We start from the raw sequence: 18,591 nt of genomic DNA, 5'->3' as shown, positions 1-18,591 counted from the left end.
AATACGGACGACACAATGAAACAACACCAATCGGCGGATAATTCTCAAGGTCAGCTCTACATTGTACCGACGCCAATCGGCAATCTGGCGGATATCACTCAGCGTGCGCTGGAGGTATTACAGGCCGTTGATCTGATTGCCGCCGAGGATACGCGTCATACCGGTTTACTGCTGCAACATTTTGGGATAAACGCCCGACTGTTCGCCCTGCACGACCATAACGAACAACAGAAAGCCGAAACGCTGCTGGTGAAGCTGCAAGAGGGACAAAACATTGCGTTGGTTTCTGATGCCGGAACGCCGCTGATTAACGACCCTGGTTACCATCTGGTGCGTACCTGCCGTGAAGCGGGGATTCGCGTGGTGCCGCTACCGGGACCGTGTGCTGCCATCACTGCATTAAGCGCCGCTGGTTTACCATCCGACCGTTTTTGTTATGAAGGCTTTCTGCCCGCTAAATCGAAAGGCCGCCGTGATGCGCTAAAAGCGATTGAAGCGGAACCGCGCACGCTGATTTTTTATGAATCGACCCACCGTCTGTTAGATAGCCTGGAAGATATCGTCGCGGTGCTGGGTGAATCCCGCTACGTGGTGCTGGCGCGAGAACTGACCAAAACCTGGGAAACCATTCACGGCGCGCCCGTTGGCGAGCTGTTGGCGTGGGTAAAAGAAGATGAAAACCGCCGCAAAGGCGAAATGGTACTGATTGTCGAAGGACATAAAGCGCAGGAAGAGGACTTGCCTGCCGATGCGCTGCGCACGCTGGCGCTGTTACAGGCAGAACTGCCGCTGAAAAAAGCGGCGGCGCTGGCAGCAGAAATTCACGGCGTGAAGAAAAATGCGCTGTATAAGTATGCGCTGGAGCAGCAAGGAGAGTGATTACAGGCGTTGCAGCAGGAATAAGAGCTGCAACGCCTGTTCCTGGCGAGTTAACGACGACACATCTCATCAATTACGCATGTGAAATGGTTATGCAGCCATAAAAACGACGCCGGGATAGTGGTGGAGACTTTAGCCGTGAGAAAACGTTCTGTCGCATCCTGCTTTCCTTCGCCAGTCACCAGTAACAAAACTTCGCGGGCATTGAGAATATCCTTCATGCCTAAGGTGATTCCACGAGTCACGGGACGACCAGCGGTTTTTAACATCTCATGCTGCTGGGTTTTCGCATCAAGTTGGCTGATATGGCAGGCCGGTTGCAGGCTTTCTCCCGGTTCGTTCAGCCCAAGATGACCGTTTTTCCCTAGTCCGAGAACGCACAAATCGAGACCGCCTTTGCGCGCAATCAGATTCGTTACCCGCTCGCACTCTGTCTCGTTTATCTCTTCGGAGCGAAAGCTGATGAGCTGGTCTTCACGTAACCCCAGCGGCTGCACGATATGCTTCTGAAGGAAAGTTTCGCAGGTGCCGGGCGCGGTTAATGGCAGATCCACCCATTCGTCGAGCTTCACGAAGGTGAGTTGGCTGACATCAACCTGCTGCTGGTGGATTTTTTCTACCAGATAATGATATGTCAGTAATGGTGTCGCTGCGGTCGCGAGGCAAATCACGGCCTTTGGTTTGCTACGGATCACGTCCAATAAATATTCGCTGGCGCGCTCACTTAACGCCGTATAGTTTTCAACTTGCTGTAAGGTTTGCACAGGATGAAATTCCTTAAGTAAAGAGGCACCACCAGGCGCAGTGCCTTGTTCCATTTACAAAATGCCGAATGCGGAACAAACAATAGAGAGCACAAACGTCACGCCGATTAACAGCACCGGATGCGCTTTTTTCACCCGCAGGAAGTAATACATCAGCAGGGTATAGGCCATCGGTAAAATATTCGGGAAGACTTTATCGAAGAAATCCTGTTGCAGCGCGACGCTGTGGCTACTGTCGATAGCAAACGACGTCACCACATTAATATGCACATACGAAGCGATCAGCCCGCCGATTACCGTGATCCCGAGGATGGTTGCCGAACGGGCGATCATTTGCGAGTTCTCTCGTACTTTATCAATAGTCTTCACGCCGACTGAATAACCGACGTGGGTCCAGCCGACGCGCAGGAAAAAGATAAGCAGGTAAACGGCGAAAAACAGAATCGGCCCCAGCAGGTTTCCCTGACTGGCAAACGATGAGCAAATCCCCGCCATAATCGGCAACAAGGTAAACCAGAAAATCGCATCGCCAATCCCGGCGATTGGGCCAAACAGCGCCACTTTCAGACCTTTAATGGTGTCGCGGTTTTCTCCTTTCTCTTCCATCGAAATCAATAACCCCATCAGGAATCCGACCAGATTCGGGTGGGTATTAATAAATTCGAGATTATCTTTCATTGCCGCGCTTAAGCCCGGTTTGTCGTCCTTATAAATCTTTTTCAGGATCGGCAGCATCGCCCAGGTAAAGCCGCCAGCCTGCATCCTTTCGTAGTTAAAGCTCGCTTGCAGCAGCGACGAACGAAAGCCCAGACGGGTGATATCTTTTTTACTGATTTCAGATCCCATTGCTGTAGTCCTCTTCTTCATTTTTACTGGCAACGGGCTGCGGTTGCGCTTGCTGCCGGGATTTCGCATTGAAAAACTCATACACCGCAAAGCCTGCGCCCAGTACGGCAACCGGCAACAGGTTGCTGACCTGGATGTAGCAAACAAACAGGAAACCGGCGATCAGGTAAGGGATATATTGCGCTTTGAACATCACGCGCAGCAGCAAGCCAAAACCGACGGCAGGCAGAATACCGCCAGCCACTTCAAAGCCGTGGGTCAACCATGTGGGCATTGCTTTTACCAGCGCCTGCATCGCACCTTGCGCCAGGTAAGTACAGAGGAAAGCAATCACCGCATACGAAAAGGCAACAATCAGCATCGTTGTCCAGTTAATTCGGGAAAACGCTGCTGTATCCGCCTCTTTGGCGCATTTATCGGCTTTGCTCATAAATAGCGAGAATGCCGAATAGAAGAACAGAATGAGGTACTGCATTAACAGGCTGAACGGCAGGCCAAGACCAATCGCCGTTTTGGCATCGACGCCCGTAGACCATGCAATAACGGTAGTCATCAGACCGGCCATAATCGGGTTAGGCGGCTGAACACCACCAGCAGGGGTTAATCCGGCGAAAGCCAGTTCTGTCAGACCACCGGTAATTAAGCCAGTCTGAATATCACCGAGAATAGCACCTGTAAGGGTACAAACGATTATCGGGCGGAATAAAAATAAGGCTTCCAGCCAAAAATCAATCCCCAGAACGAAAACTAATGCCGCCAGGGATAATCCCTGAAGTAGGGTTATTTCATGCATTTTTATTACCTCAAACCAGTATTAAGGCGATGTTAGATTTAGTCAGGGATTTGTTCTTTTTGATCGCCCGGGACGTCCTGAATAAAAACATTCACGCCGCGTTGTTTAATAAAGCGTAAGTCCGTGAGATCCTGGTCATCGACATAAACTTTACTACTTATTTGCTTTTTCCCTTCCGAGAAATGCATATTGCCGACGTTGACATCTTTCAGATCAATGCCACCTTCTACTAATTTACGTACCGTTTGCGGCGTACGGCAAATCAGAAAAATCTTCTGATGTGGCGCTGCTTTGCCGATGACGTTAATGGTTTTTTCGACAGTAAAGAAGCGGATACCAAAGCCGTAGGTTTCCGCAGTAATACCCATCAGTTTCTGCTGAATATCATCGTTAGCGACAACATCATCCACGACCACCAGCAGATTCGCACCGATGGTGGATGTCCAGGTCACGCCAACCTGGCCATGAACCAGACGGTTATCAATACGGGTTAAGAGAATATTTGGACTGCTCATTATGTAATCCTCACCATAAAAATTGAATAATATAATTTTAAAATATATTATCGTTGCGATATTGTACTGATGTATTTATTACGGTTTACTCATTTCCTTTGCCATTAAGGCACTACCCGATATTAGTCGAGCAGTACTTATTAATAAATTTTATAAAATTAATGATTATGCTGAAATGCGATTTGCTGAACCACAGACATTAATTTTATTTCTGACCACTTCTTTCATTGCATCCATGCCGACGCGCATATAATAGCGAGGATCATTACCCTGCGGGTTTTCTGCAAACCAGGCTTTAACCGCGCCGGCGAAGGCTATTTTTAATTCTGTTGCGACATTAACTTTCGTCACACCCAGTTTAATAGTCCAGCGAACAAATTCATCCGGGACATCGCTGGCGCCATGCAGTACCAGAGGGATGTCTACCATTTCACGAATTTCCGCCAGCCGCTGAAAATCAATTTTCGGTATTTTTCTGTACAGGCCATGCGCCGTACCAATCGCTACCGCCAGGCTGTCGACGCCAGTCTGTTTGACAAAGCGTCTGGCTTCTTGTGGGTCGGTGAGGAACGCGCTTTCTGCGTCAACACTCATATCATCTTCCACGCCTCCCAGACGGCCCAGTTCGGCTTCCACACTGCAATCCTGCGAGTGGCAGAAGTCGACAACCGATTTCACCAGTTTCACGTTTTCAGCAAACGGGAAGTGACTGCCGTCGATCATCGCGCTGCGCACGCCAGCGTGGACTTTACGGCGAATATCATCGAGCGATTCGTGGTGGTCGAGATGCAGTGCCAGCGGCATGTTGTAGGTTGTGGAATAGGCGCTACACAGGGCGTAGATCTCTTCCAGCGCGATATGTTTAAAGGTTCCCGGCGTCCCGGCGAGAATGACTGGCGATCGCATTTCACTGCACACTTCGAGGATCGCCTGGATCGTCTCGGCGTTATGGATGTTAAACGCAGGCACCGCGTAGCCATTGGCCTGGGCGTCCTGTAACAGATATTTGGTGGAGATAATGCTCATAATGCGATCCTCTTATGCCTGCCACGGATGAATAATTACGCCTTGCACCACGCGGTTTACGGTGCCACTGGCTGATGGGGAATCCGGCGTATTGTCCATATGTAGCGACTGCATCAGTGCAAACGTCTGGGCGTACATCAGGAAGCAAAATGCCTGCTCAACGTCGATAAAGTGACGGGATGGCGGCAGGATGATATGCGGGCCGGCGGCGATAGTGTCGTTGCTTTCAGCGGCGATGGCGATCACGCGCATTGCCTGGTTATCGCGGCGGAGTTCTGCCAGCAGATCAAGATCATACTGACGGGTGTAGGGGTGGCTGGAGACAAACACCACCACCAGCGTTTCGTCATCGACCAGTGATTTCGGGCCATGACGGAATCCGGTCGGGGAATCATAAAAGGCCACCAGTTTACCCGCTGTCAGTTCCAGCACTTTCAGCGCCGACTCGCGTGCCGCGCCCTGTAAGCCACCGCTGCCGAGATAAACGATCCGCTTCCACGGCGCGTAACCAAACACGCCTTCGCTGAAATCGCCGAGCGAGGTCAGGATCGCCTGGCAACGATCCGCCACATCGCGGAAGGTCTGGCTGTTGATCATCTCAGGTGCGAAAACCGCGAGGCAGCTGGCCATCATGGTGGTAATACTGCTGGTCATCGCAAAGCCGCGATCGTGCGTTTCTGCGGGCATCAGTAGGGCAAACGCGTTATCGCTGTTGATCGCGTTTTGATAGAGAGCGCCCGCTTCATTGCAGGTGATCGGCAGGTGATAGCACTCCGGTACAAACTGATTTGCCAGTTTCACGGCGGCGACGCTTTCCGGGCTATTGCCGGATCGACCGAAGGAGATCAACAGCAGCGGATGCGCTGGATTCAGATAGTCCATTGGATTGGTAACCAGATCGGTGGTTGGTATGGCGCTGAAGTTTTTGCCGGTATGGCTGGTGAGCCACGGCGCGATGATGTCACCGATAAATGCCGAGGTTCCGGCTCCGGTCAGGATTATCCGCAGATCCTCTTTGCGCAGTAACGGTGCAAGGAAACTGTTGAGCGCGGAACGTAGCGCGTCAATGTTGGCGAGCGAACGAAGCCACGCGCGAGGCTGATGGCGGATCTCTTCTTCAGTCCATGTGCCGGTGGTGGTGGTCGCAGGGGGGTAATTTTCTGGCATAACTCAATCCTTAGTTTGATGAACTTGACGTCTGGCATTATCGCTTTCGCTTGCCTTTCGTTTCATTTCACTTGGTGATGTCTTTCGTTGATTAAAATTTATAGAAAAGAAACTGAAAGTTCAACAATGAAGAAAGAAATAAAACGAAATTTGTGATCGTTGAAAGAAAAGACAAGGGAAGATAAAGGTATTGCGTGATGGGGGGATATTTGCACCGATTGCCGGATGCGGCGTAAACGCCTGATCCAGCCAGGCTGCCACCTGCCCAGCCGTAGGTCGAATAAGACGCGTCAGCGTCGCATCCGACACCGGTGCAAAAGTCAAAACAAAAGAAAAAAGTCTCGTAGGGGAAGTGAAAGCCAGATAAAGAAACGAAAGTGTAAAACGCCACTCACTGTCTTTTACCAACAGCGGCGGGGCGTTTACCTTATATTCCTTCCTCGACCGGACATTCTTTATGGTAGCGACCTAATTCGTCCACCAGACTGGTCAGCCCACGGTGTCCGCACTCCAGCGCCTGCACGCGGAATTCTTCGCTGCTTAACCCTTCGCGCTCCAGCACCATTTCCAGTAATAGTTGCAAATTAGTGCCGGTGATCACTTCACAGCCCGGTTTTTGCATCGCCAGCGTTGAAGCTACGCGAAACGGCGTGCCTCCCAGCAAATCCGTCAGAAAAACAATGCCGTCTTCACAATCCAGTTGGGCGATAGCCTCTTCAAGCTGCGATGTAAGCAGCGCAGTGCTTGAGGTTTCTGGAAAATCAATGGCGATAAACTGCGATTGCTCACCGAGGATTTGCTTCATTGCTTTTTCCATGCCGCTGGCAAATCCGCCATGCCCTGTCAAAATAATACTTAACATCTAATACCTCATTGTATTTAAAGGAAATGACAGAATTTACCGACGATGCCGAGAACCACAGTGATTGCAATCAGGCGCAGCGGACTCCAGCCGCGACGTACCAGCCAGAACATGGTCAGGGTATAGACCAGCGGCAAGAAGGCAGGCATCAGTTTGTCGATAACGTCAGTCTGTAGCTTAACCACTGCGTCGCCCGCCGTGATTTCCAGCGTGGTGCTTAATCGGACATAGGTTGCTACCAGCGCGCCGATCACCGTCATCCCAACGATAGACGCCGCATGACCGACTTTTTTGGTATTCGCTTTAATTAGCGGGATCGCCGCGACGCCCATTCGATAAGCGTAATGCGCAAGACCAAAACGCAGACCGAGATGCACCACGTTGAATAACACGATAAATACCACAGCGCCGAGAATGGAGCCTTGCAGCGCCAGACTGGCGCCAATCCCGCCGCAAATTGGCAGCAGCGTTAGCCAGAACATCGCATCGCCAATCCCGCCGAGCGGCGCACCAACGGCAATCTTGGTGCTCTGAATACTGTTCACGTCCTGTTTTGAGCGTTCCATCGCGAGGATAATGCCGATAACAAACGTCACCAGAAACGGGTGAGTATTGAAAAAGCCCATATGGCCTTTCATGGCACGCGCCAGGTCGCGTTTATTGGTGTGGATCTTTTTCAGTGCAGGCAGCAGACCGTACAGCCAGCCGGAAGCCTGCATACGTTCGTAGTTGAACGAAGCCTGTAACAGCATGGAACGCCAAGCGACGCGGTTGATATCTTTTTTCGTCAGCTCTGCGCCAATGCTCTGATCTTCATATACGTTTTCATTGACGCCAGTCAGCAGTGTTTCTTCGTTTTCACTGACGTTCGGCAAGGTCGTTTGATTAGATGCCATCTTCAAATTCCTCTTTCTGTGCCGCAGGTTGAGTCGGTTCAGGAGATTTACGTAGTAGGTCGATCAGCGCCATAGCCAGCGCGGCGGCAGCAATAGCCAGCACCGGTAACTTGAGCCAGGCGGCGGCAACAAAGCCCAGGATGAAGTAGGGGATGTAAACGTTTTTCATCATGATTTTCAGCAGCACGGCAAAACCGATTGCTGGCATGATGCCGCCTGCAACGCCAAGGCCGTCGATTAACCGTTGCGGCAGGACATCAATGATGGTTTTGGCATGTTCCGCGCCGAAGTAAATCGGCAGGAAAGCACAAAGAAAATAGAAGGTGCCGAGCGCCAGCAGTGCCAGATAGTTCACTCGCTCAATGCCGCGTGTATCGGCATTTTCCGCCATCCGGTCACAACGGGACATTACGCCAGACATCACCGAGAACAGGAAGGTAATCCCCATCTGTACCGCGACGGCGAAAGGCACGGCGACACCGACTGCGACATCGGGTTTCACGCCGGTGGTAATAGCAAATGCCGTACCGACGATAGTACCGATAATGACGTTAGGCGGCTGTGCGCCCGCCAGCGGAGCCAGCCCCATCCATACCAGTTCCAGCGTACCGCCGGTTAAAATACCGGTATGTAGATCGCCAAGTACCAGCCCAACCAACGGCCCAAGAACCACCGGGCGGTGTATATGGGTTAAGCCGTTAAACATATCCAGGCCAGCGATAAAGGCGAGAATGCCCAACACGAATGCCTGCAACAGACTGATTTCCATGATGAATCCCTCAAAGTAATTTAAAGAGCTCCACAGCAGGTTCTGTCGGGACGCCCTGAACGAAGCATTCCACTCTGGCGGTTTTCAGATCGTTAAACGCCGCGATATCACCCGCATCTACAGAAACCGTTTTGGCGATTTGTTGCTTGCCATTGGCGTAATGCATATTGCCAACATTAATGCGGCTCACCGGGACACCACCTTTCACCAGCGTCAGGAAATCGGCTGGTGTTTTGCAAACCAGCAGGATTTTCTGCCGGTCAGCGGCGCGATGGATGTTATCGATCACTTTTTGCAACGACCAGAAACGCACAGCGATCCCTTCTGCCAGTACCATTTCCATCAGGTTTTGTTGTACCGGATCTTCGGCTACCTCGTCATTGGCTACCAGAACCAGATTTGCCCCCGCAAATCCGACCCACTGAACGCCGACCTGACCGTGAATCAAGCGTTCATCGATCCGGCTTAAAACAATATTTGGCATAGCGTGTTCCTCTTTGTTTTGGTTATTGGCCTCCACAGGCTGTGTGGTACTGCGCCAGGATGTCCTGAATATGGTTGATAATGAGCGCCCTCGGCGTTGGCTGTAGCTCGCCGGAGCGAACTTTGACGTATTGCAGCGGCAGATACTGGCTGATGAGCGGTAGCGGAATTGGCGCATCCGCCAGGTTACGAACCAAATGGACGAAAGCGTCATCAATCTGGCTGTCCGGCCAGTAGTAGCGCACACGATCTGAGTAGCTGTAACCGCGTGCCAGACGACGTGCGTTGCCGTCACCGTGGTAGTGGCTTTGCCAGTATTCCGGACGGTCAAGCATCACGTTTTCCAGAACCTGACGCAGACTGGAACAGGCTTTCGCTGGCACCAGTTCTTCTTCAATCGCCGCCAGAGAAAACAGGGTTTCACGTAGGGCGAAGGTCAGCGCCGGGCCAACTTTCAGAATGGCAAAGTGGTCGATTACCAACTGGCGTAGTGATTGCGGCGTTTGATAATCGGTAGAGTGAGCTTCGAAAATCAGCGTTTGGTAGTTTTCGACCATCTGGCTTAAGGCGGTCGCTTTTGCGGGCTGATAATCAATAACGTTGGTGTGATCGAATTCGACGCCGGGTTGTACCACCAGGGCAATGATGCGCGGCCACAGGGCATTCAGACCTTGCTTTTCAAAAGCGTGACGATGGGCTTCCAGCGTGGCGCGGGCGGCATCGGGCGTAGTGACCGCCAGTTCGCTTAAGGTTTCATGAGCGCCGCCGGGCACCGGAACTTCGGTGCCGATGACATACACCAGATCGGTCTCGCCAAAGTGTTCGCGGCAGGTTTCTTCCGCGACTTTTGCCAGACGGGCAGCGCGTTCAGCCACGATGTCATCGGTTAAGGGAACCGGATCGCCCTGACAGGACATGCTGCAATCAAGATGGATTTTTTTGAACCCCGCCGCGACGTAGCTTTTAATCAAATCATCGGCATTGGCCATCGCCTGAGCGGCAGGCAGATTCTGCCAGCGGTTTGGCCCCAGATGGTCGCCACCGAGAATCAACGCGTTTTGCGGGAAATTCAGCGAGTCGGCAAGCTGGCAAACAAAGCCGCGAAAATCGGCGGGCGTCATTCCGGTATAACCGCCGAACTGATCCACCTGATTGGAGGTTGCTTCAATCAGTAACGGCGTTTGGTTTGCGAAGGCATAGTGGATGGCCGCTTCCAGCACTAGCGGATGTGCGGAGCAAACGGCATAAATCCCATTTGTTTTGCCCTCTTTGTGCTGTCTCACCATTTCTATCAGATATTTCACTTTCTTCTCCAGACCAAATAATTGCCATTGTTAATCTTTCGTTTTGTTTCAATTTATACTGCGCCATGGTGAGGTAAAAATAAAACGAAAGGTAATGGTTTTCTGATCTGATTCACAAAAGAAACACAATGAAAGTTACTGAAACAAGAGTCGCTTACGTCAATAGGCAATGTGGGCTTGCATTTGGTTAATAGAAAGGCGTTAATAAGAAAAACGAAATGAAACGAAAGATTTACGAAAGGATTTACTATGAGTAATACCGACGCATCAGGTGAGAAGCGAGTGACTGGCACCAGCGAGCGAAGAGAGCAGATCATTCAGCGCCTGCGTCAGCAAGGGAGTGTGCAGGTTAACGATCTGTCGGCATTGTATGGTGTATCTACTGTGACAATCCGCAACGATCTGGCGTTTCTGGAAAAACAGGGGATTGCCGTGCGTGCCTACGGCGGCGCGCTGATCTGCGATGGCTCGACGCCGTCAGTCGAGCCTTCGGTAGAAGATAAAAGCGCGCTGAACACGGCGATGAAACGCAGCGTTGCGAAAGCTGCCGTTGAGTTGATTAAGCCAGGTCATCGGGTGATCCTCGATTCCGGAACCACCACCTTTGAGATTGCCCGTCTGATGCGCAAGCACACCGATGTGATTGCGATGACCAATGGTATGAACGTGGCGAATGCTTTGCTGGAAGCGGAGGGCGTTGAACTGCTGATGACCGGAGGGCATCTGCGCCGCCAGTCGCAATCTTTTTACGGCGATCAGGCTGAACAATCGCTGCAAAATTACCACTTCGATATGCTGTTTCTCGGCGTAGACGCTATCGATCTGGAGCGCGGCGTCAGTACGCATAATGAAGATGAAGCTCGTTTAAACCGCCGGATGTGCGAAGTTGCGGAACGGATCATCGTGGTCACCGATTCCAGTAAGTTCAACCGCTCCAGTTTACATAAGATCATCGATACTCAACGGATCGACATGATCATTGTCGATGAAGGCATTCCTGCGGATAGTCTGGAAGGGCTGCGAAAGGCTGGGGTTGAGGTGATTCTGGTCGGGGATCACGCGTCTTCGCTGTGACTCAATATGCCCGATAAACGTGTGCTATCGGGCATAATATGAATTGAATTATCAGGTCACCGGTGCCGGGTTAAATACTGCCAGTTGGTTATGCAGTCCCCATTGATCCGAGAAGGTTTTCTTCTTCCCGCTGGCGACGTCAAGAATAAAGTGGAACAGCTTCCAGCCCACCTCTTCAATGGTCTCTTCGCCGGTGGCGATAGTGCCCGCATTAATATCCATCAAATCAAACCAGCGGTTCGCCAGTTCGGTGCGGGTTGCCATTTTAATGACCGGCACTGCCATCAGACCGTATGGTGTGCCGCGACCGGTGGTAAATACTTGCACGGTAATCCCTGAAGCCACCTGTTGGGTGCCACAGACGAAATCGCTGGCTGGCGTCGCGGCGTAAATTAATCCGCGTTTGGTCGGGCGCTGTCCGGGTGACAGCACTTCAACAATCGCGCTTTTACCTGATTTGGCAATGGAGCCGAGTGCCTTTTCCACCACGTTTGCCAGACCGCCTTTCTTGTTGCCCGGCGAAGGGTTGGCGCTGCGGTCGGTTTTTCCCATATCAAGATAGTTGTCGTACCACTCCATCTCATCCAGCAGGCGCTTGCCGACCTCTTCATTAATAGCGCGCGGTGTCAGCAGATGGATCGCGTCACGCACTTCCGTTACTTCTGAGAACATCACCGTTGCGCCGCAGCGCACCAGTAGATCAGATGCATAGCCCACAGCCGGGTTTGCCGTTACACCAGAAAACGCATCGCTGCCCCCGCACTGCATACCGACAACCAGTTCTGAAGCCGGGCAGGTTTCTCGCTGCCGTTGATTTAATTTGTGCAGGTGGTGCTCGGCAACCTGCAAAATATCCTCGACCATGGACTGAAAACCGACATGCTTTTCATCCTGCAAGCTGACAATACTGGCGTTCTCCAGCGGAATGCTTTGTACATCATCCGTGCCGACCAGCAGGCGTTCAGGCTGCAATTTCTCGCAACCCAGACCGATCACCATCACCTCGCCGCCAAAGTTTGGGTTCAGCGAAATGTTGTGAATGGTACGAATAGGCACCACCGCCGCCGGAGCGTTAATCGCCACGCCACAACCGTACAGGTGATTCAGCCCCACCACACCATCGACGTTCGGGTATTTCGGCAGCAGGTCGCGTTCAATAATTTTCACCACATAATCGACAACACCTGCCACACAATGCACGCTGGTGGTGATGCCGAGCAGGTTTTTGGTACCCACGCTGCCATCGGCATTGCGATAGCCTTCAAAGGTATAACCTTCAAGCGGCGGTAAGGGGGCCGGCACTTTAGTTGCCAGTGGCAGCGTGTGTAACGGCGGCGCTTCCGGCAGTACGACCATTGATTCGTCGATCCAACTTCCGCGTGGGATTGCGCGCACGGCATAACCAATCACTTCACCGTAACGAATAATTTCGCTATTCGCAGGGATATCAACTAATGCGACTTTATGCCCCTGGGGTATATGTTCAATTAATTCCAGTCCGTCCGGGAAACGTGTTCCTGCTTTCAGGCCATTATCATTAACAATAATTGCCACATTATCTGTGTCGTGAACTTTTATATAAAACGCAGTCGGCGTTTCTTGCCTGATTTCGATGTTGGCCATTATCCCGTTTTCTCCGGTCGCTGGTAATAATAAATTTATGTTGAGTGATTCTGATGACAGAAATAATTTCATCTGTGAGATGGAATAAGAGTGTCAGGAGATGAAAAGTCAGTATGTGATCAACATCACTAATTATCGTGATCGCAGGGCGACCGGGGCCGGCAAAGCGTAAATATGTGCATTGGCACGCAGCGTGATAGGCATATGCTCAAAATAATATTTATATCAGGCAATCATAATGAGCATTTGCACAATGCCTATTATTTCTGGTCTGATTATACTCATTGTCGAAAACAGATTTATTATTGAACAGGGTCAATATTCGTTAAGAGAATATTTAATAAATAGCACTGACCTTTTTGCTATCGACGGAATATAAACATAATTAGTGGGATTGCTGAATAAGGAACGCATGTGCCTTTTTAATCTTACTGCCTATTTTTATTGTCATCGAAGAGATTGCCCTCTTTCAATACTGCACCGGGAAGCCTGACTGGCGACATTAAACGTATGGAATTGCAGAAATAAGCAAAGGTATAAGCGATGAATAACGATATTTTCCCAAATAAGTTCAAAGCCGCGTTGGCAGCGAAACAGGTACAGATTGGCTGCTGGTCAGCACTTTCTAACCCAATTAGCACTGAAGTTCTTGGTTTAGCTGGCTTTGACTGGCTGGTGCTGGATGGCGAACATGCGCCAAACGATATCTCCACGTTCATTCCTCAGTTGATGGCTCTGAAGGGGAGCGTCAGCGCGCCAGTGGTGCGTGTACCGACCAACGAACCGGTAATTATTAAGCGTCTGCTGGATATCGGTTTTTATAACTTCCTGATCCCCTTTGTCGAAACGAAAGAAGAAGCAGTGCAGGCGGTGGCATCTACCCGTTATCCACCAGAAGGTATTCGCGGTGTGTCCGTTTCTCACCGCGCCAATATGTTTGGCACCGTGGTGGATTACTTCGCTCAGTCGAATAAGAACATCACCATTCTGGTGCAAATCGAAAGCCAGCAAGGCGTTGATAACGTTGATGCTATCGCCGCAACTGAAGGCGTTGATGGTATCTTCGTTGGCCCCAGCGATCTGGCGGCGGCATTAGGTCATCTCGGCAATGCGTCACATCCGGATGTGCAAAAAGCGATTCAACATATTTTTAATCGCGCTAGAGCCAACGGCAAACCCTGCGGCATCCTTGCCCCTGTCGAGGCCGATGCGCGTCGTTATCTGGAATGGGGCGCTACGTTTGTGGCCGTCGGCAGCGATCTCGGCGTATTCCGTTCCGCCACGCAGAAATTGGCAGATACCTTTAAAAAATAACCACCACCGCAACAAGAGAGATGATTGATATGACTATGAAAGTTGGTTTTATTGGCCTGGGTATTATGGGTAAACCAATGAGTAAAAACCTCCTGAAAGCAGGTTACTCGCTGGTGGTTGCTGACCGTAACCCTGAAGCCATTGCTGAAGTGATTGCCGCAGGCGCAGAAACAGCGTCTACGGCTAAAACTATCGCTGAACAGTGCGACGTCATCATAACCATGCTGCCAAACTCCCCTCATGTGAAAGAAGTGGCGCTGGGTGAAAATGGCATCATTGAAGGCGCGAAGCCAGGTACGGTATTGATCGATATGAGTTCAATCGCTCCGCTGGCAAGCCGTGAAATCAGCGAAGCACTGAAAGCGAAAGGTATTGATATGCTGGACGCCCCGGTGAGCGGCGGTGAACCGAAAGCCATCGACGGTACGCTGTCAGTGATGGTGGGCGGCGACAAGGTTATTTTCGACAAATACTATGATTTGATGAAAGCGATGGCGGGTTCCGTGGTGCATACCGGGGAGATCGGTGCAGGTAACGTCACTAAACTGGCAAATCAGGTCATTGTGGCGCTGAATATTGCCGCGATGTCAGAAGCGTTAACGCTGGCAACCAAAGCGGGCGTTAACCCGGAGCTGGTTTATCAGGCAATTCGCGGTGGGCTGGCTGGCAGTACCGTTCTTGATGCTAAAGCGCCGATGGTCATGGACAGAAACTTCAAGCCAGGCTTCCGTATTGATCTGCATATTAAAGATCTGGCGAATGCGCTGGATACCTCTCACGGCGTTGGTGCGCAATTGCCGCTAACTGCTGCGGTTATGGAGATGATGCAGGCACTGCGTGCCGATGGTTTGGGAACGGCGGATCATAGCGCCCTGGCGTGCTACTACGAAAAACTGGCAAAAGTCGAAGTTACTCGTTAATGGCGTCGCGCCCGGATGGCGTATTGCAATCCGGGTCTGGAATCCAGGCCGAATAAGAGAAACGCCCTCCGGCGTCATGTGGTAACAGGCACAGGTATGAAAATCGTAATCGCCCCAGACTCTTATAAAGAAAGTTTATCTGCCAGCGAGGTTGCGCAGGCGATAGAAAAAGGATTTCGGGAAATTTTTCCTGATGCACAGTACGTTTCGGTTCCGGTTGCTGATGGCGGCGAAGGAACGGTGGAAGCGATGATTGCAGCCACCCAGGGTTTCGAATGTCACGCCTGGGTTACAGGGCCACTGGGCGAAAAGGTGAATGCCAGTTGGGGGATCTCTGGCGATGGTAAAACCGCGTTTATTGAAATGGCGGCGGCCAGTGGGCTGGCGTTAGTACCGTCGGAAAAGCGTGATCCGTTGGTGACGACTTCTCGCGGCACGGGGGAGTTAATTTTACAGGCGTTGGAGAGTGGCGCGACCAGCATTATTATTGGCATCGGTGGCAGTGCCACCAACGACGGCGGCGCGGGGATGATGCAGGCGCTGGGGGTGAAGTTAAGCGATGTCAACGGTAATGAAATCGGTTTTGGCGGCGGCAGTCTTAATACCCTGAATGATATTGATATTTCCGGCCTCGATCCGCGTTTAAAAGATTGCGCTATTCGCGTCGCCTGCGATGTCACTAATCCGCTGGTGGGCGATAACGGTGCTTCGCGTATCTTTGGCCCGCAAAAAGGGGCTAATGAGGCCACGATTATCGAGCTGGACAGGAATCTCTCTCACTATGCTGATGTCATCAAAAAATCGCTGCATGTTGATGTGAAAAACGTTCCTGGTGCAGGGGCTGCAGGCGGCATGGGTGCGGCGCTAATGGCGTTTCTTGGCGCAGAGCTAAAGAGCGGCATTGAGATTGTGACGACGGCGCTCAATCTGGAAGAATATATTCATGATTGCTCGTTGGTGATCACCGGAGAAGGTCGCATTGATAGCCAGAGCATTCACGGTAAAGTGCCGATTGGTGTAGCGAACGTCGCGAAGAAATACAATAAACCGGTAATTGGTATTGCGGGTAGTCTGACGAAGGATGTCGGCGTTGTGCATCAGCATGGCATCGATGCTGTATTCAGCGTGTTGAACAGTATTGTTACGCTGGATGAAGCTTTCAGCGGGGCTTATGACAATATTTACCGTGCTTCGCGCAATATCGCCGCGACGCTGGCGATTGGAATGCGCGACGCGGGGTGACAAGGGCGCGCAAACCCTCTATACTGCGCGCCGAAGCTGACCAGACAGTCGCCGCTTCGTCGTCGTCCTCTTCGGGGGAGACGGGCGGAGGGGAGGAAAGTCCGGGCTCCATAGGGCAGGGTGCCAGGTAACGCCTGGGGGGGAAACCCACGACCAGTGCAACAGAGAGCAAACCGCCGATGGCTCACGCAAGTGGGATCAGGTAAGGGTGAAAGGGTGCGGTAAGAGCGCACCGCGCGGCTGGTAACAGTCCGTGGCACGGTAAACTCCACCCGGAGCAAGGCCAAATAGGGGTTCATAAGGTACGGCCCGTACTGAACCCGGGTAGGCTGCTTGAGCCAGTGAGCGATTGCTGGCCTAGATGAATGACTGTCCACGACAGAACCCGGCTTATCGGTCAGTTTCACCTCTTCAACAGAAACCCGCCAGTGCAAAACTGGCGGGTTTTTGCTTTTGGAGCAGGCAGTAAGATGAATGACTGTCCACGACGCTATACCCAAAAGAAAGCGGCTTGTTGGTTCAATATAAACACTCTTTTTAGTCACCCTGTGCTCTCTTCTGATAGCTTACTTGCGAATTGCAATTATTAGTTTTGTGATCCTCAACACAAAATGCTGTTCCGCAACCGGAATGCGACAATAAATCATGGAAAACGATTGCATTCACAAAATGACGTTCTGCAAAAGAGACAATGATTGACGTTAATCAATTGTTCGAGATGATCAATATCTGTATTCGAAATTTTAAAACATTGATAAAATAAATGTTCTATCTCCAACAAATGGCGAAAAAAAATGTGACGTACCGCATTATTTATCTGTGGAAATGATTTATTTATAATAAAATTTGATAACTTGCTCATTAAATTTAACTTAAAATTCGTCTGCGAAATACACGATAATTGCTTGAAATATCGTCTAAGAGCATTTTTTAATAACAAAAATTAAGTGCGCCGTTATCGCCATAAAATATGGTTATCCCCCCTTGTTTTTTTGATAAAAGTCAGCCTTTGTGTTGATTTTATTTATATAACTCGTTGATATTAAATGATTATATGTCTTTAAGGATATGCCTGGAAAACTATTGAAAGTTAATTTGTGAGTGGTCGCACATATCCTATTCATTGCATTTTGATACACTTCATACCGTCAATGAGGTAATTAACGCGGGTTGTTATGAGCACTATTCTTCTTCCTAAAACGCAACACCTGGTAGTCTTTCAGGAAGTCATCAGAAGTGGCTCTATTGGCTCGGCTGCAAAAGAATTAGGGTTAACTCAACCAGCGGTAAGTAAAATCATTAACGATATCGAAGATTATTTTGGCGTGGAATTAGTGGTGCGGAAAAATACCGGTGTAACGCTGACGCCAGCTGGTCAATTGTTGCTCTCACGCTCCGAATCCATTACCCGCGAAATGAAAAATATGGTTAATGAGATTAGCGGTATGTCCTCTGATGCAGTCGTGGAGGTCTCATTTGGTTTTCCATCGCTGATTGGCTTTACCTTTATGTCCGGGATGATCAACAAATTCAAAGAGGTGTTCCCGAAAGCGCAGGTCTCAATGTATGAAGCGCAATTGTCCTCATTCTTACCGGCTATCCGCGACGGGCGTCTGGATTTTGCGATAGGTACGTTAAGTGCAGAAATGAAGCTTCAGGATTTGCATGTCGAGCCGCTGTTCGAGTCAGAGTTCGTACTGGTTGCCAGTAAGTCCCGAACATCCACCGGCACCACCACGCTGGAGTCTTTGAAGAACGAACAGTGGGTGTTGCCGCAAACGAATATGGGATACTACAGCGAACTACTCACCACGTTACAAAGAAATGGCATCAGTATTGAAAACATCGTTAAAACCGACTCAGTCGTGACAATTTATAATCTTGTTCTCAATGCTGATTTCTTAACCGTGATTCCCTGCGATATGACTTCACCTTTTGGTTCTAATCAATTTATTACCATTCCGGTTGAGGAAACATTACCGGTAGCGCAATATGCCGCAGTATGGTCGAAAAATTATCGTATTAAAAAAGCAGCATCGGTTTTGGTGGAATTAGCCAAAGAATATTCATCTTATAATGGGTGTAGACGAAAGCAATTAATAGAAGCTTGTTAG

Annotated in this window: 19 protein-coding genes and 1 other RNA gene; 7 read left to right on the top strand and 13 right to left on the bottom strand. The window is 50.5% G+C overall.

The window, feature by feature from the left end; translation table 11 throughout:
* The first annotated feature begins 15 nt into the window (after window positions 1-15).
* Entirely contained in the window at window positions 16-879 is an 864-nt protein-coding gene (gene rsmI, locus HEN21_RS04340; RefSeq protein WP_176252757.1) for a 16S rRNA (cytidine(1402)-2'-O)-methyltransferase, read from the top strand.
* 50 nt (window positions 880-929) lie between these two features.
* On the opposite strand, the gene HEN21_RS04335 is transcribed toward rsmI, so the two are convergent.
* From HEN21_RS04335 to kbaZ, 11 genes are all read right to left on the bottom strand, one after another.
* A complete protein-coding gene (locus tag HEN21_RS04335) occupies window positions 930-1,697 on the bottom strand; it encodes a galactosamine-6-phosphate isomerase (RefSeq protein WP_176252756.1) in 768 nt (255 codons plus the stop codon).
* A complete protein-coding gene (gene agaD, locus HEN21_RS04330; protein ID WP_176252755.1) occupies window positions 1,698-2,489 on the bottom strand; it encodes a PTS galactosamine transporter subunit IID in 792 nt (263 codons plus the stop codon).
* Window positions 2,479-3,282 carry a PTS galactosamine transporter subunit IIC gene (gene agaC, locus HEN21_RS04325; RefSeq protein WP_176252754.1) on the bottom strand — a complete coding sequence of 268 codons (804 nt, stop codon included), beginning with the start codon at window positions 3,280-3,282 and terminating at the stop codon, window positions 2,479-2,481. The genes agaD and agaC overlap by 11 nt, the downstream gene beginning before the upstream one ends.
* Before the next feature lie 38 nt (window positions 3,283-3,320).
* The gene (agaB, locus tag HEN21_RS04320; RefSeq protein ID WP_000098036.1) at window positions 3,321-3,797 is read right to left on the bottom strand and encodes a PTS galactosamine transporter subunit IIB; all 477 of its coding nucleotides are present in this window, start codon (window positions 3,795-3,797) and stop codon (window positions 3,321-3,323) included.
* A 165-nt stretch (window positions 3,798-3,962) separates the two neighbouring features.
* The gene (gene kbaY / locus HEN21_RS04315; RefSeq protein WP_016159722.1) at window positions 3,963-4,823 is read right to left on the bottom strand and encodes a tagatose-bisphosphate aldolase subunit KbaY; all 861 of its coding nucleotides are present in this window, start codon (window positions 4,821-4,823) and stop codon (window positions 3,963-3,965) included.
* A 12-nt stretch (window positions 4,824-4,835) separates the two neighbouring features.
* Window positions 4,836-5,990: an AgaS family sugar isomerase gene (locus HEN21_RS04310; protein WP_176252753.1), complete on the bottom strand. Its 1,155-nt coding sequence runs from the start codon at window positions 5,988-5,990 to the stop codon at window positions 4,836-4,838.
* A gap of 427 nt (window positions 5,991-6,417) precedes the next feature.
* Entirely contained in the window at window positions 6,418-6,852 is a 435-nt protein-coding gene (gene agaF / locus HEN21_RS04305; RefSeq protein ID WP_000948830.1) for a PTS galactosamine/N-acetylgalactosamine transporter subunit IIA, read from the bottom strand.
* 17 nt (window positions 6,853-6,869) lie between these two features.
* Window positions 6,870-7,748 (bottom strand): PTS N-acetylgalactosamine transporter subunit IID, encoded by an 879-nt coding sequence (gene agaE, locus HEN21_RS04300; RefSeq protein WP_016231475.1) that lies wholly within the window; start codon window positions 7,746-7,748, stop codon window positions 6,870-6,872.
* Window positions 7,738-8,517 (bottom strand): PTS N-acetylgalactosamine transporter subunit IIC, encoded by a 780-nt coding sequence (gene agaW, locus HEN21_RS04295; protein ID WP_000406230.1) that lies wholly within the window; start codon window positions 8,515-8,517, stop codon window positions 7,738-7,740. Before agaW ends, agaE begins: the two co-directional genes overlap by 11 nt.
* Window positions 8,518-8,527: 10 nt before the next feature.
* Window positions 8,528-9,001, bottom strand: a complete 474-nt coding sequence (agaV, locus tag HEN21_RS04290; protein WP_016159723.1) for a PTS N-acetylgalactosamine transporter subunit IIB — start codon at window positions 8,999-9,001, stop codon at window positions 8,528-8,530.
* 22 nt (window positions 9,002-9,023) lie between these two features.
* Window positions 9,024-10,304 (bottom strand): tagatose-bisphosphate aldolase subunit KbaZ, encoded by a 1,281-nt coding sequence (gene kbaZ / locus HEN21_RS04285; RefSeq protein ID WP_105286372.1) that lies wholly within the window; start codon window positions 10,302-10,304, stop codon window positions 9,024-9,026.
* A gap of 249 nt (window positions 10,305-10,553) precedes the next feature.
* Between kbaZ and agaR the strand changes: the two genes are divergently transcribed.
* Window positions 10,554-11,378 carry an aga operon transcriptional regulator AgaR gene (gene agaR, locus HEN21_RS04280; protein ID WP_105286374.1) on the top strand — a complete coding sequence of 275 codons (825 nt, stop codon included), beginning with the start codon at window positions 10,554-10,556 and terminating at the stop codon, window positions 11,376-11,378.
* A 51-nt stretch (window positions 11,379-11,429) separates the two neighbouring features.
* Here the strand turns inward: agaR and garD are convergent, their stop codons facing one another.
* Window positions 11,430-13,001 carry a galactarate dehydratase gene (gene garD / locus HEN21_RS04275; protein WP_001273784.1) on the bottom strand — a complete coding sequence of 524 codons (1,572 nt, stop codon included), beginning with the start codon at window positions 12,999-13,001 and terminating at the stop codon, window positions 11,430-11,432.
* A gap of 543 nt (window positions 13,002-13,544) precedes the next feature.
* Between garD and garL the strand changes: the two genes are divergently transcribed.
* From garL to rnpB, 4 genes are all read left to right on the top strand, one after another.
* Window positions 13,545-14,315 (top strand): 2-dehydro-3-deoxyglucarate aldolase, encoded by a 771-nt coding sequence (garL, locus tag HEN21_RS04270; RefSeq protein ID WP_001058059.1) that lies wholly within the window; start codon window positions 13,545-13,547, stop codon window positions 14,313-14,315.
* 29 nt (window positions 14,316-14,344) lie between these two features.
* Entirely contained in the window at window positions 14,345-15,235 is an 891-nt protein-coding gene (gene garR, locus HEN21_RS04265; RefSeq protein ID WP_176252752.1) for a 2-hydroxy-3-oxopropionate reductase, read from the top strand.
* 96 nt (window positions 15,236-15,331) lie between these two features.
* Window positions 15,332-16,477 carry a glycerate 2-kinase gene (gene garK / locus HEN21_RS04260; protein ID WP_176252751.1) on the top strand — a complete coding sequence of 382 codons (1,146 nt, stop codon included), beginning with the start codon at window positions 15,332-15,334 and terminating at the stop codon, window positions 16,475-16,477.
* 32 nt (window positions 16,478-16,509) lie between these two features.
* Window positions 16,510-16,886: RNase P RNA component class A (rnpB, locus tag HEN21_RS04255), an RNA gene on the top strand.
* A gap of 234 nt (window positions 16,887-17,120) precedes the next feature.
* On the opposite strand, the gene tdcR is transcribed toward rnpB, so the two are convergent.
* Window positions 17,121-17,339, bottom strand: a complete 219-nt coding sequence (gene tdcR, locus HEN21_RS04250; RefSeq protein ID WP_105286377.1) for a transcriptional activator TdcR — start codon at window positions 17,337-17,339, stop codon at window positions 17,121-17,123.
* A 313-nt stretch (window positions 17,340-17,652) separates the two neighbouring features.
* Here tdcR and tdcA point away from each other — a divergent pair, with 313 nt between their 5' ends.
* Window positions 17,653-18,591, top strand: coding sequence for a transcriptional regulator TdcA (gene tdcA, locus HEN21_RS04245; RefSeq protein WP_000104198.1), 939 nt, complete (start codon window positions 17,653-17,655; stop codon window positions 18,589-18,591).

Source organism: Escherichia sp. 93.1518 (genome assembly GCF_013368915.2).
GTDB lineage: Bacteria > Pseudomonadota > Gammaproteobacteria > Enterobacterales > Enterobacteriaceae > Escherichia > Escherichia ruysiae.
This window is presented reverse-complemented; position numbering and strand designations above follow the sequence as displayed.